Origin of the sequence: Pseudoalteromonas sp. PS5 (assembly GCF_004103255.1) — a bacterium.
GTDB lineage: Bacteria > Pseudomonadota > Gammaproteobacteria > Enterobacterales > Alteromonadaceae > Pseudoalteromonas > Pseudoalteromonas peptidolytica.
The window spans coordinates 15145-37229 of record NZ_RCSQ01000055.1; the positions used below are offsets into that span (position 1 = coordinate 15145).

Consider the following 22085-nt stretch of genomic DNA (forward strand, 5'->3'; position numbering starts at 1 on the left):
ATTATTATGCACCAATAATAGAGATTTTTAGAAATTATGACAATAAAGGTTTTAGGTACTTTCCGGTATGAGAACCAGCAAAGTTTGCCACTGTCTCAGGCGTTCCGGATACCAATATTTGTCCGCCTCCAGCTCCTCCTTCAGGACCTAAATCTACAATCCAATCCGCGGTTTTGATGACATCCAGGTTATGCTCGATTACAAGTACGGTATTGCCATGGTCACGCAGACGGTGGAGCACGGCAAGTAGTTGTTGTATGTCATGAAAATGCAACCCAGTTGTCGGCTCGTCGAGAATGTAGAGTGTTTTACCTGTATCTCGCTTTGATAACTCCCGCGCAAGCTTAACCCGCTGTGCTTCGCCTCCAGACAAAGTTGTTGCGGCTTGCCCTAAACGAATGTAAGAAAGGCCAACATCCATTAACGTTTGCAGTTTGCGGTTAATTGCTGGGATTTTATCAAAAAATGCTCTGGCATCTTCAACAGTCATCTCTAGTACTTCGTGGATGTTTTTACCTTTATAAAGCACCTCAAGTGTTTCACGGTTATAACGTTTGCCTGCACATACATCACAAGGTACATAAACATCCGGCAAAAAGTGCATTTCTACTTTAATGACACCATCGCCTTGGCAAGCTTCACAACGACCACCTTTGACATTGAAACTGAAGCGACCTACTTTGTAGCCACGTGAACGCGCTTCTTGGGTCGCTGCAAATAGTTCACGGATGGCGGTAAAAATACCGGTATAAGTTGCAGGGTTAGACCTTGGGGTACGGCCTATAGGGCTTTGATCAATATCGATGACTTTATCAAAATGCTCAAGACCCTGGATTGACTCGTAGGGAGCCGCTTCTTGGGTCGTTGCGCCATTCAATTCTTGGTGAGCAAGCTTAAATAGGGTGTCATTGATTAAAGTGGATTTACCTGAACCTGACACTCCCGTAATACAGGTCATTAAACCAACTGGAACGCTCAAGTCAACATTCTTAAGGTTATTGCCAGTTGCACCTTTCAACTCTAACCATTTGTCATCGCTGAGGTGTCGTTGCGCTGGTACTTCTATGCGTTTTTCACCACTGAGATATTGCCCCGTGAGTGAGTCTTTACTCTGCATTATGTCATCGCGATTACCCTCAGCGACAACATAGCCACCATGAACACCTGCACCTGGCCCAATATCAATGATATGGTCGGCTGCGCGGATAGCATCTTCGTCATGTTCAACAACGATAACAGTATTACCAAGATCTCTTAGATGAGTCAGCGTTTTGAGCAGACGGTCATTGTCGCGTTGATGTAGCCCAATGGAAGGTTCATCTAACACGTACATTACGCCAACAAGACCAGCTCCAATTTGGCTAGCAAGACGGATGCGCTGAGCTTCTCCGCCGGATAAAGTGTCTGCACTGCGCTCTAGTGATAAATAGTTCAAGCCAACATTGATCAAAAATGACAGTCGATCGCGAATTTCTTTCAATACTTTGTCTGCGATTTGGGCTTTTTGCCCACTAAGCGCCAGCTCAGTAAAAAACTGACTTGCTTCACCAATACTCATAGTGGTGATAGCGGGTAAGTTGGTCGCACCGATAAATACATGACGCGCCTCTTCTCGCAGTCGCGAACCATCACAGCTAGGGCAGGCTTGACTGGTTTGATATTTTGCAAGCTCTTCACGCACAGAACTAGACTCCGTTTCTCGATAACGGCGGTTCATATTGTTCAGTACACCTTCAAACTCGTGATTACGCGTGATCAAATCGCCTCTATCGTTGCGATATTTAAAAGCGATTTTGGTTTTTCCTGATCCTTCCAATACGACTTTTTGGAATTTACTAGGTAACTCTTTAAATGGAGTTTCAAGATCAAAACCGTATTGTTCTGCAACAGAGCTTAGCATTTGGAAATAATAAAAGCTGCGCTTATCCCATCCCTTGATTGCCCCGCCAGCGAAACTGAGCTCCGGATTTTGGACGACTCGTTTTGGATCAAAGTATTGCTTTACTCCTAAGCCATCACAGCTTTGACAAGCTCCGGCTGGGTTGTTGAAAGAAAAGAGTCGAGGCTCTAACTCGGTCATCGCGTAGCCACAGCTTGGACAAGCAAAATTAGCTGAAAAGACCAATTCTTCCGCTTGGTTGTCATCCATATAGGCAACTTGTGCGATGCCATCAGCTAGCTCCAGTGCCGTTTCAAAGGATTCTGCTAGGCGTTGTTCAAGTCCAGGCTTGACTTTAAAGCGATCGACTACAACTTCGATAGTGTGCTTTTTCTGAAGTTCAAGTGTTGGTGGATCTGATAAATCGCAGACTTCACCATCAATACGCGCCCGTATAAAACCTTGACTGGCAAGTTCCTCTAGTAGCTTGACATGCTCACCTTTACGATTTTTCACCACCGGTGCCAACAGCATTAATTTACTGTCTTGTGGCAATGCTAAAACAGTGTCTACCATTTGGCTGATAGTTTGCGCGGCTAAAGGCAAATTGTGAGTTGGGCATCTCGGCTCTCCTACACGAGCAAATAGCAACCTAAGATAATCGTATATCTCGGTAATTGTGCCGACCGTTGAGCGTGGGTTATGAGAGGTCGATTTTTGTTCAATAGAGATGGCTGGAGATAACCCCTCGATATGATCGACGTCGGGTTTTTCCATTAATGATAAAAACTGTCTCGCGTATGCCGATAATGACTCAACGTAGCGTCGCTGACCTTCCGCGTATAAAGTATCGAATGCTAACGACGACTTACCTGAACCTGAGAGACCTGTGATCACTATTAACTTGTCTCTAGGGATGGTGAGAGAAATGTCTTTTAAATTGTGGGTGCGGGCACCCCTGACTTCTATTTTATCCATACGACCCTTGTGTCTTCTCGTGTGCTGTAGTGAGTGAGCGATACTAATTCATCAAAATGAAATATGAACCAGTCATAACATGATGTGAAGTGAACAGATTACCGCATCCCGAATATAAAATTAAGTTATCTGTGCTAAACGAACTAAACTTATTAAACCGATCAGTCAGAGATCAGTACTTTGTATCGACTATTACTTTTATTCGCGCTGTTTTGTCAGGGTATTATGGCTTGTGAGCTGGTGGTAAGGTTTGAAAATTATGCGGCACAATCAAAATTGGATGAGGATTTAGTGTGGCATGGAATGGATGTGGATTTTGCTAAGGCTTTACTGGATGAAGTGGGTTGCCGTTATCGTTTTGTGAGTATTCCTTGGGGGCGGGCATTAAAGCTGCTAGAAGAAGGAGAAATAGATCTTATTTTAAGTGTTACCAAAACACCTTTGCGTGAACAGTATGCCTATTTTATTGGTCCTCAAAGAATGGAAACGATTGTATTTGCAATGAATGCACATGCGCCATATCAATTAGATTCATTAGAGTCGTTGTTCCACCTCTCAAAGCCAATTGCCATTCAACGTAACGCCTATTACGGTGAGGCATTTACTCAGCGGCTCAAACAACGTAAAGACAATGAAACACAATTCATCTTTGTTCCAGATAATCAAGTAAAACTTAATTTGCTGAAAAAGGGGCGTATTGCTGGTTTTTTGGAAGAGAAATTCAATATTCTATACCAGAGTCAAAACAACCCAGATTTTGAGATGTTTACAATAAACTCTCTGATTATCAACGAAGATCCAGTTTATTTTGCTTTCAGCAAAAAGCGCACTTCGATTGAGCGATTACAGCGCTTAACACAGGCATTTGAGCGCTTAAAGCGCAGTGGTAAATTAAATCAGATAACTGAAAAATATAGCGTAAACTGAGGTCTAACCGTGCTTTTCTATCACACACTTTATTCTGCTAATTAGTGTAAGTTAGCACTAGAGTTTGTTAAACTTGCGCGTGATTTTTGCTAGGGACGAATTCCGCCTTATGTCTACTGACTCTTTAAATCCGATAGAAAAGCGAGCCGCTATTTCTCTTGCTGGTGTATTTGCTTTTCGTATGCTTGGCTTGTTCATGTTGATGCCGGTATTGGCTATTTACGGTCAATCCCTACAAGATGTGTCACCGTTATGGATAGGGTTAGCTATTGGTGCGTATGGTTTAACTCAAGCATTGTTGCAAATTCCCATGGGGTGGTTATCTGACAAGTTTGGTCGTAAACCTATTATCATTGCAGGCTTACTGGTATTTGCATTAGGTTCTATTATTGCTGCGTTAGCAGATAGTATTTATTGGGTCACACTTGGTCGTGCTTTACAGGGAATGGGGGCAATTGCAAGCGCGCTACTTGCCTTAGCTGCCGACCTGAGTCGTGATGAGCAGCGTCCTAAAGTAATGGCTGTTATTGGTATGTGCATAGGTATGAGTTTTGCTTTTGCTATGCTCTTAGGACCTATGGTTGCTGCTTCATTTGGTATTGCCGGGATCTTCTGGTTAACGACACTACTGGCGTTTGTCGGCATTGCCATTATTATTTTTATGGTACCTAACGCCGTTAATAAAGCACCAAAAGGCGATACGGTCGCCAGTTTTTCAGATATTCGACGTCTGTTGCAACACTCACAGCTGCTGAGGCTTGATCTTGGTGTGCTTCTTCTACATCTAACCCTAACGACTATTTTTGTTGCTTTACCTGGTCAGTTAATTCGAGATGGATTAGCAGCTGACAAACATTGGCAACTTTATATCCCAGTTTTCTTGTTAGCCTTTTTATTAATGGCTCCGATGATGATAGTGGCTATCCGTAAACAAAAAGAGAAGCAAACCTTTTTACTGTCGATAGCAATGTTAGTAGTAAGCTCAGTTATTTTATATTGTTACGTTGATTCCTTATGGGTTATTGCAGGTGCGATGCTAATATATTTTATTGCATTCAATTTTCTTGAAGCAACGATGCCTGCGCTGGTTTCCCGTATTGCTCCTGCAAATCAAAAGGGCTCTGCGATGGGGATATTCTCCTCTGGACAATTTATGGGAGCCTTTATTGGTGGTGCACTTGGTGGAGTGTTGGCACAAAATTTTGCGATCGATACGATATTTGCCGCAACGGCTATTATTGGGGTAATATGGTTCGTTATCGCTTGGGGCATGCAAGTGCCACCAAAAAGCAAAACGATTAGTCTAGTTGCTGCTGTAGGTAGTGAACAGCAAGCATCGAAGTTAGCAGAACAGCTAGTTCTATTGCCAGGTGTGCTTGAAGCGACAGTCGTGAGTGACGAGAATCGTAGTTACTTGAAAGTAGACGATAAAGTTTTTGATTTGAAGCAAGCCAAGCAACTGCTAGGCTTGTCATAATGTGAGGAGACAATGCCATGGCACGTGGTGTTAATAAAGTAATTTTGGTAGGTAATCTGGGCCAAGATCCTGAAGTTCGCTATATGCCAAATGGTAATGGTGTGGCTAACATCAGCATCGCGACAACAGACAGCTGGAAGGATAAAAATACCGGTCAACTACAAGAGCGCACTGAGTGGCACAGAGTTGTACTATTTGGCAAGCTAGCAGAAGTGGCTGGTGAGTACCTGAGAAAAGGCTCACAAGTATACATCGAAGGGCGTTTGCAGACTCGTAAGTGGACAGATCAAAGCGGCCAAGAAAAGTATACAACAGAAATTGTTGTAGACATGGGTGGTCAAATGCAGATGTTGGGTGGCCGTGGTGAGCAGCAAGGCCAAGGCGGCGGTCAATACCAAGGTGGTCAGCAACAGCAAAATAACTATGGCCAACAAAGCTATAATCAAGCGCCACAACAACAGTATGCGCAGCCACAGCAGCAGTCAAACCAGCAACAAGGTGGCTTTGCACCTCAGCAATCGCAGCAGAATACACAACAATCTTCTGGCTTTGGTGGTCAATCGCAAGGTGGGTTTGCACCGCAACAGAATCAAAACCAGTCACAGTCAGGCGGTAGCTCAAACCCTATGGAGCCACCAATCGATTTTGATGATGATATTCCGTTCTAAAGAACATGTGAAATAGTGTAATTTTTTCTAACCCCAGCCTCGTGCTGGGGTTGTTGTAATTGATTTCCTCATAGGAACCTTTCCGTATAAATTGATATTGAACGCGACCACTTTTCTGACTTGTTCTCAGGTGCTTAGTTTATAGAGGTAATTTAATACCAATTTGACTTAATACTTGCTCAATTTGAAGGAGTAAATCTGACGCTAACAACGTTAAAAATTTCTCACTTAGAACAACTAAATAGCAAAGTTTTTGCCTGGTTATCGACAAGATTTTCTCGCCTCACAATAGACCACTTAATTAAGAAAATTGGTATAACCTTCAACCTTGCTTGAGTTTTGTGCAATTTTGAACAACACTTCAGTTATCTTTCAAACCAAATCAAGCCTTATGCCAAGTCAGCTGTTAGATGGATGTAGTAGTCAATACAGGAACAAGTTAATCGCGGTCAGCTTGGTTGTGTTGTTATGCTTAAATTTTCTAATTCAACACTTGCTGCACATGCAAATTCACAGCCAAGGCGAAGCGGCTGCTGCTGAAATAACTCAATTAACAGCCAGTAAAGTGGAACAGGATGCTGAGAGCATTGCGGCAAATCATGGTTTCAGCACTTTACCTCTGGCAAAGCACGAAGCTCACCGGTTTGTGGTTAACGAAAGGTCGGTTGTGCTCTATCATGAACCTGTCTGGGTCAGTCATGGTCACTTACTTATTTTTTTCAATTTGCTTTTTTTTGGTCTTGTTCTTTTCGTTCATCGCTGGTGGTTCTTATACGGTAAGCCTGAGCCCAAAGAAGATAACGATGAGCGCACATTGTTACCAATAAAATCTGAAGAAGGTTATGCGTTGTTTGCATTAGTACATTGGCAGTGTCATTCACCAAAAGAGGTTGATCTACAGCTACACTTTCAGCTTGCATTGGTTAAGGGGCTCAGTGAGTTTGGTACGGTGGCGGTAAAATACTTACCATCGGGTGCATTAGCGGTTACCGTAAAGCAGGTTGATACCAGTAAAGGCATGGAATTGGCGAAGCAGATGCATGAAATCGTTTTTAAAGTCATGTTAGCGTTTCGTGGTGACCTATCGCGTAGCAAAGTAAAGCTTGGTGCGTGTCTTTATCAAGAGAATAAGCAACAAACGCAAGTTTATCAGAGTGCAAAGTCTGCACTTGCGATTGCGCAAAATCAAGTGTGGCAACATACCCACTTAGTTCACCTGACAGAGTTACTCGCAAGAAGATTAAATGAAGATGGTGAAATGCTGCTTACTCATCTTAAAACAGGACAATTTTCATTGTTTTTTCAGCCGCTGTTCGATTTTTTGGTGGAAGATGTCATTGTGAGCGAAGCCTTGTTAAGGGTCTCTCATAAGGAAATGGGACGCATTTCTGCAAAACAAGTGATGCAGCATCTATACACACCAGAGCAATTTCAATTTCTTGATAGGGCTATTGTTAAGCAAGTACTTTCGGTTTATCAACAAGAAAAGAGCTTTGGTAAGGTCAGTATAAATTTGCATATCAATAGCTGGCTAGATCAAACTTTTATTGATTGGTTAGAGCAGCAAATAGTCGCTGCCCATGGTGGCTCTGCAATCGGTTTTGAGCTTAGTATTGAAGATGTGCATTTACATGGAGAAAGATTGCTTCAAGCGTTTAGACGGCTCAAAGGCTTAGGTTGTGAGCTTTACTTGGACAATGTAACACAAACGGTATCTTTGGCTTCTACCCCACTTATCAAACAGGTCAAAGCGATTAAGTTGAGTTATGAATTGGTGCATGAAATTGAGAAATCGGCTTATCGGAAACGAACCGTAAGGCAAATTGTTACACAAGCTAGAGGGTTAGGGATCCCTGTATACGCTGTGGGCATCGAAACACAAAGCGAGTTAAGTTGTATTAAAAGCTTAGGCGTTAAAGGCGCACAAGGACATTATTTTTCAGCGCCTCTGGAACAGCTTGCGGATATTCACTAACCCGATGTGGCGGTAGCAATAATACCAAATTCTCTTAATTAAGAGGTCTATTTTGAGGCGAGAAAATCTTGTCGATAACACCGCTTCCGCGTCCTGCTCACGCCGAGATACGTACGTCCTGTAGGTAAGGCAAAAATTTTGCTATTTTGTTGTTCTAAATAAGAAACTTTTAACGCGATTAGCGTCAGATTTACTCCTTCAAATTGAGTAAGTATTAAGTCAAATTGGTATAAATACCCTCACAACATATTGATTATGTACTTACACCACCGTGTCGCAAGGATTAACGGTGGCCTTGCTGCATGTAACGCATCCCATCAAGTCCTTGTAATCCACCTGTGTGGATAGCGGTGATCACACTGCCGCTATCAAAATAACCCTGCTGTGCCAAAGAGAATATAGCGAAAAATAGTTTGCCTGTATAAATAGGTTCCAAGGGGAGTGCGTACTTTTCCTTCATGTGAGCGCAAAATGAGAGTAATTCCGGTGTGGTTTTGGCATACCCTCCATGATGAAAGTCATGTAGAAGTCCCCAAGTATTAAAGCAATCGTTGGGTAGTAGCGCTTTTATTTCTTGCTCTAAGTATTGCGCGCCTTTTAACACGGTAACACCAAGTACTTGGGAACTTTTCGATGCAGCTATCAGGCCTGCGAGTGTACCTCCGCTACCGACAGCTGTCATTATATAGTCACTCTGTGGTAGTGAAGTGGCAAGCTCTTGAATACCTTGTAAAGCAAAGTGGTTGCTTCCTCCTTCAGGTATAATAAAGGCATTTTCAAACTTGGCTTGCAACCGCAGTAAATAATCAGGACTCGACCTTTGTCTATACTCTATGCGACTGACGGGGTGTAGGGTTAGCCCACATGCGATCGCCATTTTTAGTGTAGGGTTGTGATAGTCCAGTTCTGGACCTCTGACAATCAGGTGGCCTGCTATTCCAAATAGTTTACATGCCATACTCGTAGCGTATAAATGATTAGAAAAAGCACCGCCAAAGGTGACCAGCTCTTCAAGTCCGGATTTTTGTAGATGAAGTAAGTTATATTTCAACTTCCGCCATTTGTTTCCTTGAATTACTGGATGGATCAGGTCATCACGTTTCACTTGCAATGTAAGACCATATTTTTCCAGTATCGGATGATTGATGATTTGAATTGGCGATTCTTTAATATCTTTGATTGCTAACATGACGAGGTTGGTATGAACAGACACTGTGTTATGGTAAACAGCATCAACATTTCACTCCAGTGTTTATTACGACTTTTTGAAGTGATGCGAAGATTGTCATGTTAAATGTGTAACGCAGCGTAATGAGAGAGAAAAATCGACAAAATCTCATCTAAAAACTGGCAAGACGCTGGTTAATAGTTGTAAACTCAGATATTAATTGTGCAAAGCTTGTGTTTTACTTTGTAAGTACATAGCATAGAGCCCTAACTATAAGAAATAACAAGACCAAACAACTGCCGCTGTTGGGAATGGAACATATGCGAATTGCTCCTTTAACTTTTATTGTCTCGGCCTCTATTCTGGCCATGAGTACTGTTGCTTCAAGCGCTATGGCGCAAGACACTGCGACGGTCACAGCCATTGAATCTGAGCTGTCTACTAAGCAAACTGAATTAGATAAATACTCGGTTGTGTTGGAAAAGCACTTAGCAGAAGAAACACGTCTACAATCTCAGCTTGAATTACTGCGCAAACGGTCTGGAGAGTTAGACAAAGAGAAAAACCAAGCATTGGATGCGATGAATGAGCTGTATAGAAGGTTGATTGACGATCCCTCTATTGATATTTCCGTAGCGCAGTCTCGTTATCAACAAGCGGTAGCGGATCACAAGCAAAACAAAGAAGATATTGCGATGCAAATAGCGGCAATTGCATCTCAACGAAAAGATATTGAGCAGGTTCGCATCACCAAACATACTTTGGTGAATACACTTGAAAACCTCAAGGATCAACTCGGCACTGCACGAGTTGAAAGGCTTCGCAACGAATTTACTCGCGAAGGTACATTAGAGATAGAGCATACGATTAATTGTAAACGCACAGAAACTTTGGCTGCTTGTGAACAGCGTGGTCAACAGATGGGTTTGCAAAAAGCAACAAAACGCTTTATTGACCAAATCTTTGCTAACTTGACAGAAAGCAGAGTGGTTGAGCCAAAACGCAATATGGCCGGAGCGCAGGTACACGTAGTTAGTAGTCATGTTGTAAATAGCGGGTTTAGTGGTCAAGGCAATTACAGCGTGAATTTAAGTGTGACGATGCGTGGCGATGTAAACAGCAGTCGTTTATGTAACTTGTTAAGCTTAGATAACCGTTATTGTGTTGAATATGGCACTCCACTGGCCGTCAATTACCAATCAAATTACACGGCAATATACAGCGACGACCAACTGACTTTTACAGATAAACAAAGTACGCCGGTGGATGTGGCTACTATTGCTAAACAACCCATCGTGGAGACCCCCCTTGTAAAAAAGTCACAAACGGCTGATAAAACAGTCGAGCTGACATTACGGTCTAATGTTTACGATGACGAAGTATTCATCAACGGAGTGAGCTATGGTGCGACCAAAACGACGGTTGCTATCCCAACGGGCTTCTATGATGTTGAAATCAGAAAAATCGGTTACGAACCTTACAAAGCGCGAATTCATCTACAAGCAGCACAAACTATCAATGCAAAGTTAGTCAAAAAGCGCCAGTCAGTTACTCAGTTAGTCAGTAAAAAAACAGGAACTAATACTTCACCGGTTCAGTCTATTGCTCAGTCACCTACTGAAAATGAACTCGCGATTATTCCAGCTGGCACTTTCAAGATGGGAGACTTAACGGGTAATGGCTTGCCAAATGAGCGTCCAATTGTGGAAAAAGTGCTAAGCCACTCATATGCAATGCAAAGTACTGAAGTCACGGTTGCCGCCTTTCGGCGTTTTGCACAAAGCACGGGTTATAAAACGTTAGCTGAGCAGGGTAAAGGGTGCGCATTTTATAAAAACGGTGAACCTGTTTGGGAACTTGAATTTAACTGGCAAAACCCAGGCTATGAGCAATCAGATAATTTTCCCGTTGTCTGCGTTGCTTACGATGACGCTAAAGCGTACGCTAATTGGTTATCTGGTGAAAAAGGACAACAATATCGATTACCCAATGAAGTCGAGTGGGAATATGCTGCTCGCGCAGGTACAACTTCAGAGTACCCTTGGGGAAATGAAATTGGTAGAAATTTAGCAAATTGTGGCTGGTGCGGAAGTGAGTGGTCAAATAAAAGCCCAGCTCCAGTCAGTCAGTTTTCACCAAATAGTTACGGTCTGTATGACACAGTTGGAAATGTATGGGAGTGGACGCAGAAGCGTGCATCTCAACAGGATGTTACTGTACGTGGTGGTGCGTGGAATTTTGCTCCGAGCTTGGCAAGAGTATCAACTCGCTTAGCTTTAGCACCAGATTTTAGAGCGAATTATATAGGCTTTCGACTTGTTCGAGAGCGTTAAGTAGTAAATTAAGAGCAGCGATTAACGCTGCTTTGTTTGACAGAATTCTGAAAGGTCACCCAGCCTCATGTTTAAAAAATTACGCGGATTATTTTCTAACGATCTCTCTATCGACTTAGGGACAGCTAATACACTTATCTATGTAAAAGAAGAAGGCATAGTACTGAATGAACCGTCAGTCGTTGCTATTCGACAGGAGCGTGCCGGTGGACCAAAAAGTGTCGCATCTGTTGGTACTGCTGCAAAGCAAATGCTGGGTCGAACACCGGGTAATATAAAAGCCATTCGTCCAATGAAAGATGGTGTAATCGCTGACTTTTATGTGACAGAAAAGATGCTGCAGCATTTTATTAAGCAAGTACATAATAATAACTTTATGCGTCCTAGCCCACGCGTACTTATTTGTGTACCGTGTGGTGCAACTCAGGTTGAAAAGCGTGCTATCCGTGAGTCAGCAATGGGAGCAGGCGCGCGCGAAGTATACTTGATTGAGGAGCCGATGGCCGCGGCAATTGGTGCTGGTTTACCGGTATCTGAAGCCACAGGTTCAATGGTTGTCGACATTGGTGGCGGTACTACAGAAGTGGCGATTATCTCGCTAAATGGTGTCGTTTATTCTTCATCAGTACGTATCGGTGGTGATAAGTTTGATGAAGCTATTATCAACTATGTGCGTCGCAACTTCGGAAGTTTAATTGGTGAAGCAACGGCCGAGCATATTAAACATGAAATTGGCTCTGCCTTTAAGAGTGAAACGCCGATTGAAATCGAGGTTCGTGGCCGTAACCTTGCTGAAGGTGTGCCGCGTTCCTTTACCCTAAACTCGCATGAGATCCTAGAGGCGTTACAAGAGCCATTAATGGGGATTGTCAGTGCGGTTATGGTTGCTCTTGAGCAGTCCCCACCAGAGTTGGCATCTGATATTTCTGCTCATGGTATGGTGCTCACAGGCGGTGGTGCCTTGCTAAAAGATCTCGATCGCTTGCTAATGGAAGAGACCGGGATACCAGTTGTCGTTGCTGATGATCCATTGACTTGTGTCGCCAGAGGGGGAGGCAAAGCGCTAGAAATGATTGATATGCACGGTGGTGATGTTTTTAGCTACGACTGATGAATTTACTCTTTGGCCGAACCATCCCATTACAACTGCGACTTACTGTCGCAGTTGTGCTTAGTATTATTCTGATCATTGGTGATCGCTACACAGCTGGCGGCACGATGGTAAGAACGAGTTTGAATACGCTCGTGAGTCCTTTATTGTACGTTGCCAATATTCCATATGAAGCATTTAGTTTTGGGTTAAAAAGCCTAAATACGCGAGATAAATTACAACAAGAAAATCAGTTACTCAGAGAAAAACAACTGTTACAAAGTGAGCAACTGCAACAATTACAGTTTCTGCAAAAGGAAAACCAGGAACTACGTGCCTTACTGCGAGCTTCTGCTAGAGAAGGCAACCAAAGGCTTATTTCTCAGGTGTTGTCTGTACATTCAAATCCATACAGTCACCAGGTCGTAATCAATCGCGGCACTATTGATGGCATTAGTGAAGGCCAGGCTGTGATCGATGAAATGGGTATAGTCGGGCAACTTACCCAAGTTGGTACTACAACATCGCGTGTCTTGCTGATGACAGATACTACCCATGCAACACCGGTTAGGATCTTAAGAAATGACGTAAGAACAGTAGTAGAGGGAACCGGTAAAATAAACAGTGTACGCCTCGCGCATGTCCCCCATAGTATGGATATTCGAATTGGGGATATATTAGTGACATCAGGTTTAGGTGGGACATTTCCAGAGGGTTACCCCGTCGCAGTTGTGACTGAAATTGACCGTGATGAAGGGCTGCCATTTGCACAAGTGCAGGCTGAGCCTGTGGCACAACTTGATCGGATCCGATTGTTAGTGGTGCTAGGTAAGCGCAGGCAAGAGGCAATTAATAATGAGTAAAAATAGTGGTTTATTAATTGCGCTCAGCGTATTTGTAGCTCTGATCATGGCCTTGATGCCACTACCTTTTTCCCTAGAGCCATTTCGCCCTGATTGGGTTTTACTAGTGCTAATGTATTGGTCTTTGGCTGTACCTCACCGTGTTAATATTGGTTGGGCTTGGGTAACCGGATTAATCATTGATTTGGCTATGGGGGCACCACTTGGAGTAAACTCACTAACTTACTCAATTTGCATTTACATCACAGCCAGTAATTTCCAAAAAATTCGTAACTTCTCTATTTGGCAGCAGGCAGTATTAATTGGATTGTTTTTGGCTCTCTATCATTTGTTACAATTCTGGCTTAATCATTTCTTGCTTGATATCTACTTTAACCCGCATTATTTGTGGCCTGCAGTTACAGGCATGGTGTGCTGGTTGTGGATATTCCCGCTACTGAGAAAATACCGTAGACAGTTTAGGATCCGATAATGCCAACCAATTTATATCTCGCTTCGGCTTCTCCAAGACGCAGTGAATTGTTATCGCAACTAGGTTATGCCTTTGAGCAGTTTAGTATTGATGCTGACGAAAGCCCATTGGCTGGTGAAACCGCCATACAAATGGTTGAGCGGCTCGCGCGTTTAAAAGCGCAGTCGGGCGTCGCAAAAGGTTATACCGACAGACCTGTATTGGGCAGTGATACTGTTGTGGTGATTGATGGCGAGGCACTTGGAAAACCTCGTGATAAAGCTGATTTTATCAGCATGATGCGACGCCTATCAGGCAATACTCATCAGGTAATGACCGCAATCGCACTTGCTGATCCTAATAAAGTATTGAGTCAGGTAGTGACAACGGATGTGACCTTTAAGGAATTAGATGACACTGAAATTGAAGCATATTGGCAGACCAAAGAGCCGCAAGATAAAGCGGGTGGTTATGGGATCCAGGGGCTAGGCGGGCGCTTTGTTACTGAGATCCAAGGTAGCTATTTTGCAGTTGTGGGCTTACCTTTATATGAGACGGATGAATTAATACAACGGTTTTTAAATAATTATGAGTAGCGAACTACTAATTAACGTCACCCCCAGTGAAAGTCGTGTAGCCTTAATAGAAAATGGTGTGCTGCAAGAGGTACAGGTTGAGCGCATCGGCAACTTGGGAATAGTTGGCAATATCTATCTTGGAAAAGTGAGCCGAGTGTTGCCCGGTATGCAAGCTGCGTTTGTTGATATTGGTTTGGAGAAAGCTGCGTTTTTACATGCTTCTGATATTGTCAACAGTGCTTCTATCGAAGAAGGAGTTGCAGACTCACCAGTTAAAAAAGTACAAGATATTCGCGAACTGGTAAAGCAAGGGCAATTTATCATGGTGCAAGTGGTGAAAGATCCGCTGGGTACTAAAGGCGCTAGGCTAACCACAGATATCACCATTCCGTCTCGTTATTTAGTATTTATGCCAGATGCGACACATGTCGGTGTGAGTCAGCGTATTGAAACAGAGCAAGAGCGGGATAGACTAAAAGAAATCGTTGCTCAATATAATGATGAAAATGGCGGTTTTATTGTTCGCACCGCTGCCGAAGGTGCTTCAGAAGCAGAACTAAAACACGATGCGGAATTTCTGAAAAAGTTATGGCAGAAGATAGTGACGCGCCGCCGCAAAACCAGTAAAGCAAGGATCTTGCACGAAGATCTGACTTTGGCATTTAGAACATTGCGTGATTATGTCGGTGAGGACATGGAGCGCATCCGTGTTGACTCAAAGTTGACCTATCAAGAGTTAAAATTATTTACCGAAGAGTTTGTTCCACAGCTGGCAAGCGCACTGGAATACTATCCTGGTGAGCGCCCCATTTTTGACTTATTTGATGTCGAATCTGAAATACAAAAAGCACTACATCGCAAGGTAGAATTAAAGTCAGGCGGCTACTTGATCATAGATCAAACTGAGGCGATGACAACGGTTGATGTCAACACTGGAGCGTTTGTTGGCCACCGTAACTTAGAAGAAACCATTTTTAATACCAATGTTGAAGCGACTTCTGCTATCGCAAGGCAACTCAGGCTCAGAAACCTTGGTGGTATCATTATTATCGACTTCATCGACATGGTATCGGATGAGCATAAACGCCGCGTATTGCACTCTTTAGAAACTGCGTTGTCCAAAGACCGAGCAAAAGCCAATATTAATGGACTTTCTGCGCTAGGGCTTGTTGAGATGACGCGAAAACGCACGCGTGAAAGCTTGGAGCACATTCTTTGTGATGTATGTCCATCTTGCTCTGGGCGAGGATCGTTAAAGACAGTTGAAACCGTATGCTATGAAATTTTACGTGAAATAGTCCGTGTTAATCGAGCGTATGACGCTGATAAGTTCATGGTGTATGCCTCTCCTGCGGTGAGTGAGGCTTTGATTAATGATGAGTACCATAACTTGGCTGAGCTTGAACTATTTATAGGTAAACAGGTCAGTATTCAAACTGAGAGCTTATACAGCCAAGAACAGTTTGATGTAGTAATGATGTAAAAGGTAGTGGTACATGCAGGCTAAGGCCGTTTGTTTTTTCTGCCTGCGCAAAGCATGGCAAATTTTTGCGATCACTTTAGTGACACTTGCGGTGCTGGTGTCTGCGTTAAAGTATGCCTTGCCCTATGCAAATGATTATAAAAGTAACATCGAAGCGCTTATCCAAAAGCAGCTCAATGTTGACATCAGTATAGGTCAAATCAGTGCAAGCTGGGAGGGCAATGGCCCAGCTTTAGTGCTGGAATCACTCTCTTTTAAAGATAACCAGAATTCGCCTATTTCAATTAATATTGCGAAAACTTCATTACAGCTGAATGTGTTTGAGTCTGTGCGGCAGATGCAAATCGCATCTAATTACTTTGTGTTGGAAGGTTTTGAAGCTGATATTGACCTTCGCAAGCTCAGTAATACCCAAGAGCAAAATGAATTTGAGCAGCAAGCACTGCTTGAAAGTCTGTTTTTGGGAGATGTGGGGCACTTTGCTGTGCAAAGCAGTCGCCTTAACATTACCTTTGCCAGTGGTAAAACACATCGCTTACTGCTTAAAGACTTGGTATGGCAAAACTCTAGCGCGTTGCATGAAGGGATAGGGGAAATTGCATTACCGGGTTTTTCGCAGGGACAGTTCAATGCTCGCATATCTTTATCCGGAAGAAAGCTAAGTGAACTGGCGGGCGATATTTATGTGTCTGCTGACAAAGTAGATCCTGTTGACTGGTTAGAAGAACTTGTGACGTTAACCTATCCCAACCTCAGTGCAGACATTAATGCGCAACTATGGCTTGGGTTTGAACAGGGGACGCTGCAAGACATCACGGTAGACATTAAACCAAGTGCGTTGACATGGGTTGAGGATGAGCGTGAGCGCACACTGGTATTAGATGACGCACAATTTCTACTCACCCCCGATTCTGAAGGCCTGTGGATCCAAAGTAGTGGTATTCAGTTTACGCATAACCAAAAAGCACTCGAACCAATCCAGCTTGAAGCAAAATGGCTTAAGCACAATAAAACGTTTTGGCTCGAAAATATCAACGCTAGTTTACTGGCGGAGTTGGCCCAACTGGCGCAGTTTCCTGGGCGGGACTTACTTTATGGTATGAATCCTAATGGCCAACTGAGTGCGGCTAAGTTCAGTATTAGCGATGACGCTTCATGGTCAGCATGGGGGGTCGTTGAAAATATTGCAGTGGAACCGTATCAAGGGATCCCAGGTATTTATGGCGCACGATTAGAAGTTGTGGCGTTGGATAATCAAGTTAGGTTAAATGTTAGTGTTGATCAAAGTGAGCTTTTATCAAAAGAAACCTTTAAGAATAATATTGAAATTCAACAGTTAAGTGGTGATATTTTCATCCGAGAACAACAGCTAAGAGGGTGGCAAGTTTCTAGCCCTAATTTTTGGATAAGTAATCAAGACGTGGCGTTAGCTGCGGAGTTTTCATTACAATTAAATGACGATCCTACTTTAGACTTATATGCAGAGTTATCGGGTGGACGAGGTGAGATAGCGTCTCGATATTATCCGGTAAGTATCATGCGTAAAAGCCTAGTCGACTATCTAGAATCAGGTATACAGGGCGGTCAGCATTTACAAACCCAAGTGTTACTTAATGGCCCTCTCTCGCATTTCCCGTTTGCTGATAAGCAAGGCCAGTTTGAAGTTAAATCACGTTTGAATGAAGTTAAATTTAACTTTGCACCCGGTTGGCCAAGCGTAACGTCTGGCGATGTTACTTTACACTTTGCAAATGAAAGAATGGATATTTATGTACATCGTGGTGAACTGGTTAATCAGACAGTTGATCAAGGTGTGGTGGTTAGTATTGAAGATCTCAATCAAGCAGATGTACTCACTGTAGATATTCTTCACAACACTGAAGCCAGTACATTACAACCTTTCTTCAGTGCAACGCCAATTGCTGATCCGCTCGAAAATATATTAGAAATTGTTCAGGCAAAAGGGAACGCGACAGGAGAAGTGCTTCTCACTGTGGATTTACATGATGGCGCTGTGCGTGCTCAAGGCGATGTTTATCTTAAAGATAATTCGGTTTTTTTAGCAAAACCAGGTATGCAGTTGGAGAAGGTAAATGGCATCATTGCATTTGATGATGACAATATTCAGGTGAATGAGTTAACTGCGACTTGGCTTGATATGCCACTGTCTATGAATTTATCCGGCTCAGGTAACAAGCAAAGTTATCAAGTGAGTAGCAAGATTGGCTTACAAGCTGGAATCACCCAACTAACACCCTATGCAAATGGCATTATTGATGGCTATTTTGAGGGGATTAGCATGCTCAATACTGAGTTAACACTCAACTTTGCTGACTCTGGCTTCAACTACAAAGCAACGTTTGATAGTGATCTACGTGGTATAACTAGTTATTTACCTGATCAGTTTGCTAAACCAGCAAATCAAACCAAACTACTAAGTGGTACGGTGCTAGGTGATGATATTTCTAACCTGATCACGGCAAGACTAGACAGTCAATTGTATTTTAATGGCATCATAGATAACAGCACGGGGACCATGCGCAATGCGCATCTGATAATCGGAAGTAAAGACGAAGGCTTAAATAGCGAAGGGTTTGATATTACGATAAAACAACAAGAGATCGAACTGCTTCCTTGGTTACCTTTGATTGACCGTATTGTCTCGGTACCAAGTAGTGATACCGACAGCGCATTTTTGCCTGCATTGAATCAGGTTAGTGGGGCGTTTTCAAAAGTAACTTTTTCGGATATTCCATTTTACGATGTTGATTTTGCAATGACACCTTTAAATGGCGCTATGCAGCTTAAAATCAATAGTAAAGAAATGCGCACTCAGGTAGCAATACCAAGGTCTAGTTCTAGCCGACCGATACACATTAATAGTGACTATTTACGACTTAATTTGCCCAAAGAGGCGTCATCACAGCAAGGTTTACCCGCAGAGATTGATTCTCTTGACTGGTTACTCGAATTGCCTGCCACTGAATTTGTATGTGCCGACTGTAAGGTTGATGATTATCAATTGGACAAGGTGAACCTTTCTTTATTTGGTGACGGTAACAAGCTGATTATTTCCGAGTTAGTTATTGATAAAAAAGAACATAAATTAAATGCCAGTGGCCGGTTTGAACAAGGGAAAACGAGCCTAACGGGCGTACTTGCCAGTGATGATTTTGGGGAATTAATGGATGAATTTGATATTACTTCTACTATCAAAGACTCTCGCGCCAATATAGAGTTTGCTATGGACTGGCAAGGTGCGCCCTATGATTTGGACATGCCAAGTCTTGCTGGAACCGTAACATGGCGCTTAGGTGAAGGGCATTTGGCAGAGATAAGCGATAAAGGGGCGCGGGTATTTTCATTATTGAGTTTAGATTCGTTGATTAGAAAACTGCGCCTTGACTTCAGAGACGTGTTCTCCAAAGGTTTTTTTTACAATGGTATGAGTGGCTCAGTACACTTAAATAATGGTGTAGCAGTCACTGAAGACACTAAATTAGATGGCGTACCAGCAGATTTAGCTATACGGGGTTATGCTGATCTCAATACGTACGAAATTAATTATGATTTGGCTGTAGCACCCCAAGTCACCTCCAGTTTACCTGTGATAATGGCGTGGGCGGTGAATCCCGTTACTGGGTTGGCGGCATTGGCACTAGACAAAGTGATCCACTCTGCACGGGTTATCTCTGAAATAAACTTTAAGATCACCGGCACGATGCAAGAACCCATAGTGACAGAGGTTGATCGTAAGAGTAAAGAGGTCGAGTTACCGACGCCTATTATTCCGGTAAGTGAGCAATTACCAGACGACGAAACAATAAAAAGTGACAATCAGAACGAAGCAACTGAGTCCCCAGTTCAAAGTGGGGATGCTACACTTAAACAAGAAAAGCAGTCCATAGAGCCGCAAAATAAGGAAGGTGGCAATGGCTAAAGTCATCGCATTACCGATGTGCTCGGCACAGACCGCAGAGGTAAACCTAGCTTATCTGCGCCGTCAGTTAGCTTTGTTGGTCATTGAGGAAGAAACTTTAGTTTGCTTGCCTGAAAGCTGGCTGGCATTTTGTGAGAATGCGCAGCAAGCTTGGGAAGGTGCACATCACAGTGAGCAGTACCTTACAGAGCTATCAGCTCTTTGTCGTCAATATGGCATTTGGCTTGCTGCTGGCACTATTGCAACACTGGGTGTTGATGAAAAGTACTTGGCAGCCAGCTATTTATTTAACTCGTGTGGAGAGATAGTAGCACGCTACAATAAGATCCACCTATTTGATGCCAATATAAGTGACAAGACTAAACAATACCGAGAGTCTGAGCAAACCCTTCCTGGACAGGAGATAGTGGTTGCTGACAGTCCATTCGGTAAAATTGGCTTCAGTGTATGTTATGACTTACGCTTTGCAAGCTTATATCAAGCGATGAGAGTATTAGGCGCTGAGCTATTTTTAGTTCCTAGTGCGTTTACTTGTGCAACAGGGGCAGTGCATTGGCAGCCCTTGTTACAAGCAAGAGCAATTGAAAATCAGTGCTATGTGGTAGCGGCTGCACAGTCTGGTAACCATGAAAATGGTAGAGAAACATACGGTCATAGCTTAATCGTATCACCTTGGGGTGAGATTTTGGCAGACACAAAGACGAGTTTGGAGCCCATCTCCCAAAAGATTGATAGAGCACTTCTTGATTCTATCCGAAGAAACATGCCGGTAATGGATCACAACCGATTTAAAAGTGAGTTTTTATGAGTAATGTAGAGCAAAATTTACTGACCAATAGCCAGCTGACGAGAGAGCAACTTACACAAACGCTTGATTATATTCACCAGCACAAAGTAAATTATGCCGATTTATACTTTCAATCGAGTCACCACGAAACCTGGGTGCTTGAAGACGGTATAGTCAAAGATGGTAGCTACAATATTGAGCGTGGCGTTGGTGTGCGTGCCGTCAGTGGTGAAAAAACGGGTTTTAGTTATTCAGATGCCATCAATATTGAAGCATTAAATAAAGCGGCTGAGGCTGCGCGTAGTATTGCACAAACTGGTGAAAGTCATAAAGTGCAAGTATTTAGCGATGTATCAGCACCAATCCAATTCCAACCAGCACAACCTATTACTAGCATGGCTGATGCTGATAAGGTGTCTCTGTTAAGAGAAATGGAGCAATGTATCCGTGACTTAGCACCAGAAGCACAACAAGTCGTTAGCTCATTATCCGCGGTATATGAAGAGGTGTTAATTGCTGCGAGTGACGGTACATTTGCGACCGATATTCGTCCATTAATTCGCTTAAATTGCTCAGTACTATTAGAGAAAAATGGTCGCCGTGAACGCGGCAGTGCTGGAGGTGGTGCGCGTTTAGATTATGGCTACTTTAAGGAATTGGTAGATGGTGAACCTAGATGGATGCAGTTTGCAAAAGAAGCGGTAAGGCAAGCTCAAATTAATCTTGAAGCCATTGATGCTCCGGCAGGCACTATGCCTGTCGTCCTCGGTTCTGGTTGGCCTGGAGTTTTGTTGCATGAGGCTGTTGGACACGGCTTAGAAGGTGACTTTAACCGTAAAGGTGCATCAGCATTTAGCGGCCGTATTGGTGAACAAGTTGCTTCTAGCTTATGTACTGTGGTTGACGATGGTACGCTTGCTAATCGCAGAGGCTCTTTAAATATAGATGATGAAGGGACTCCAGCAGCTTACAACGTGCTGATTGAAAACGGTATTTTAAAAGGCTACATGCAGGACAAGCAAAATGCGAGCTTGATGGGAGTTGCGCCAACAGGTAATGCTCGTCGCGAGTCATATGCGCATCTACCTATGCCGAGAATGACAAATACCTACATGTTAGCGGGAGAGCATACGCAAGAGGAAATCATCCGCAGCGTTGATAAAGGCATATTTGCTAATAATTTTGGTGGCGGTCAGGTCGATATTACGTCTGGTAAGTTTGTATTTTCAGCTTCAGAAGCCTACCTAATCGAAAATGGCAAGATCACCCAACCGATTAAAGGAGCCACTTTGATTGGCAATGGCCCTGAAGTGATGAAAAAAGTTTCTATGGTTGGTAATGATTTATCGTTAGATAGAGGTGTTGGTGTGTGTGGTAAAGATGGCCAAAGCGTTCCTGTTGGTGTTGGTCAGCCAAGCTTGAAAATTGATGAGCTAACAGTGGGTGGCACCGCTTAATACTATTTTGTAGACAATAAAAAGGCGCTGA

At 43.1% G+C, this 22085-nt stretch carries 15 protein-coding genes; 13 read left to right on the forward strand and 2 right to left on the reverse strand.

What is annotated here, in order from left to right; all coding sequences use genetic code 11:
- Positions 1 to 34: 34 nt before the first annotated feature.
- The gene (gene uvrA / locus D9603_RS07490) at positions 35 to 2857 is read right to left on the reverse strand and encodes an excinuclease ABC subunit UvrA (protein ID WP_128730836.1); all 2823 of its coding nucleotides are present in this window, start codon (positions 2855 to 2857) and stop codon (positions 35 to 37) included.
- A 180-nt stretch (positions 2858 to 3037) separates the two neighbouring features.
- Between uvrA and D9603_RS07495 the strand changes: the two genes are divergently transcribed.
- The 4 genes from D9603_RS07495 (at position 3038) to D9603_RS07510 (ending at position 7904) form a co-directional block, all read left to right on the forward strand.
- Positions 3038 to 3784, forward strand: coding sequence for a transporter substrate-binding domain-containing protein (locus D9603_RS07495; protein WP_128730837.1), 747 nt, complete (start codon positions 3038 to 3040; stop codon positions 3782 to 3784).
- Between the two features lie 109 nt (positions 3785 to 3893).
- Positions 3894 to 5261, forward strand: coding sequence for an MFS transporter (locus D9603_RS07500; protein ID WP_128730838.1), 1368 nt, complete (start codon positions 3894 to 3896; stop codon positions 5259 to 5261).
- Positions 5262 to 5278: 17 nt separating this feature from the next.
- Positions 5279 to 5929 (forward strand): single-stranded DNA-binding protein, encoded by a 651-nt coding sequence (gene ssb, locus D9603_RS07505; protein WP_125251194.1) that lies wholly within the window; start codon positions 5279 to 5281, stop codon positions 5927 to 5929.
- 502 nt (positions 5930 to 6431) lie between these two features.
- A complete protein-coding gene (locus tag D9603_RS07510; RefSeq protein WP_241651617.1) occupies positions 6432 to 7904 on the forward strand; it encodes an EAL domain-containing protein in 1473 nt (490 codons plus the stop codon).
- A gap of 283 nt (positions 7905 to 8187) precedes the next feature.
- Here D9603_RS07510 and D9603_RS07515 read toward each other — a convergent pair whose 3' ends face one another.
- Entirely contained in the window at positions 8188 to 9093 is a 906-nt protein-coding gene (locus D9603_RS07515) for a pyridoxal-phosphate dependent enzyme (protein ID WP_128730840.1), read from the reverse strand.
- Positions 9094 to 9392: 299 nt separating this feature from the next.
- Here D9603_RS07515 and D9603_RS07520 point away from each other — a divergent pair, with 299 nt between their 5' ends.
- The 9 genes from D9603_RS07520 (at position 9393) to tldD (ending at position 22054) form a co-directional block, all read left to right on the forward strand.
- Complete coding sequence (locus D9603_RS07520; RefSeq protein WP_128730841.1) at positions 9393 to 11405, forward strand: formylglycine-generating enzyme family protein; 2013 nt, start codon at positions 9393 to 9395, stop codon at positions 11403 to 11405.
- Between the two features lie 67 nt (positions 11406 to 11472).
- Positions 11473 to 12516, forward strand: coding sequence for a rod shape-determining protein (locus D9603_RS07525; RefSeq protein WP_010376642.1), 1044 nt, complete (start codon positions 11473 to 11475; stop codon positions 12514 to 12516).
- Complete coding sequence (mreC, locus tag D9603_RS07530) at positions 12516 to 13358, forward strand: rod shape-determining protein MreC (protein ID WP_128730842.1); 843 nt, start codon at positions 12516 to 12518, stop codon at positions 13356 to 13358. Before D9603_RS07525 ends, mreC begins: the two co-directional genes overlap by 1 nt.
- The gene (gene mreD / locus D9603_RS07535; RefSeq protein ID WP_125251189.1) at positions 13351 to 13830 is read left to right on the forward strand and encodes a rod shape-determining protein MreD; all 480 of its coding nucleotides are present in this window, start codon (positions 13351 to 13353) and stop codon (positions 13828 to 13830) included. Before mreC ends, mreD begins: the two co-directional genes overlap by 8 nt.
- A complete protein-coding gene (locus D9603_RS07540; protein WP_125251188.1) occupies positions 13830 to 14405 on the forward strand; it encodes a nucleoside triphosphate pyrophosphatase in 576 nt (191 codons plus the stop codon). Before mreD ends, D9603_RS07540 begins: the two co-directional genes overlap by 1 nt.
- Positions 14398 to 15870 (forward strand): ribonuclease G, encoded by a 1473-nt coding sequence (rng, locus tag D9603_RS07545; RefSeq protein WP_125251187.1) that lies wholly within the window; start codon positions 14398 to 14400, stop codon positions 15868 to 15870. The genes D9603_RS07540 and rng overlap by 8 nt, the downstream gene beginning before the upstream one ends.
- Before the next feature lie 13 nt (positions 15871 to 15883).
- On the forward strand, positions 15884 to 19810 hold the full coding sequence (locus tag D9603_RS07550) for a YhdP family protein (RefSeq protein ID WP_128730843.1): 3927 nt from the start codon (positions 15884 to 15886) through the stop codon (positions 19808 to 19810).
- Positions 19803 to 20618, forward strand: a complete 816-nt coding sequence (locus D9603_RS07555) for a carbon-nitrogen hydrolase family protein (RefSeq protein ID WP_128730844.1) — start codon at positions 19803 to 19805, stop codon at positions 20616 to 20618. Before D9603_RS07550 ends, D9603_RS07555 begins: the two co-directional genes overlap by 8 nt.
- Complete coding sequence (tldD, locus tag D9603_RS07560; protein WP_128730845.1) at positions 20615 to 22054, forward strand: metalloprotease TldD; 1440 nt, start codon at positions 20615 to 20617, stop codon at positions 22052 to 22054. Before D9603_RS07555 ends, tldD begins: the two co-directional genes overlap by 4 nt.
- The last annotated feature ends 31 nt before the right edge of the window (positions 22055 to 22085 follow it).

Bases quoted from the DNA above. Each gene is read 5' to 3' on its own strand.
- uvrA (WP_128730836.1), bottom strand. From the start codon at position 2,857: ATGGATAAAATAGAAGTCAGGGGTGCCCGCACCCACAATTTAAAAGAC.
- D9603_RS07500 (WP_128730838.1), top strand. From the start codon at position 3,894: ATGTCTACTGACTCTTTAAATCCGATAGAAAAGCGAGCCGCTATTTCT.
- ssb (WP_125251194.1), top strand. From the start codon at position 5,279: ATGGCACGTGGTGTTAATAAAGTAATTTTGGTAGGTAATCTGGGCCAA.
- D9603_RS07510 (WP_241651617.1), top strand. From the start codon at position 6,432: ATGCAAATTCACAGCCAAGGCGAAGCGGCTGCTGCTGAAATAACTCAA.
- D9603_RS07515 (WP_128730840.1), bottom strand. From the start codon at position 9,093: ATGTTAGCAATCAAAGATATTAAAGAATCGCCAATTCAAATCATCAAT.
- D9603_RS07520 (WP_128730841.1), top strand. From the start codon at position 9,393: ATGCGAATTGCTCCTTTAACTTTTATTGTCTCGGCCTCTATTCTGGCC.
- D9603_RS07525 (WP_010376642.1), top strand. From the start codon at position 11,473: ATGTTTAAAAAATTACGCGGATTATTTTCTAACGATCTCTCTATCGAC.
- mreC (WP_128730842.1), top strand. From the start codon at position 12,516: ATGAATTTACTCTTTGGCCGAACCATCCCATTACAACTGCGACTTACT.
- mreD (WP_125251189.1), top strand. From the start codon at position 13,351: ATGAGTAAAAATAGTGGTTTATTAATTGCGCTCAGCGTATTTGTAGCT.
- D9603_RS07540 (WP_125251188.1), top strand. From the start codon at position 13,830: ATGCCAACCAATTTATATCTCGCTTCGGCTTCTCCAAGACGCAGTGAA.
- rng (WP_125251187.1), top strand. From the start codon at position 14,398: ATGAGTAGCGAACTACTAATTAACGTCACCCCCAGTGAAAGTCGTGTA.
- D9603_RS07550 (WP_128730843.1), top strand. From the start codon at position 15,884: ATGCAGGCTAAGGCCGTTTGTTTTTTCTGCCTGCGCAAAGCATGGCAA.
- D9603_RS07555 (WP_128730844.1), top strand. From the start codon at position 19,803: ATGGCTAAAGTCATCGCATTACCGATGTGCTCGGCACAGACCGCAGAG.
- tldD (WP_128730845.1), top strand. From the start codon at position 20,615: ATGAGTAATGTAGAGCAAAATTTACTGACCAATAGCCAGCTGACGAGA.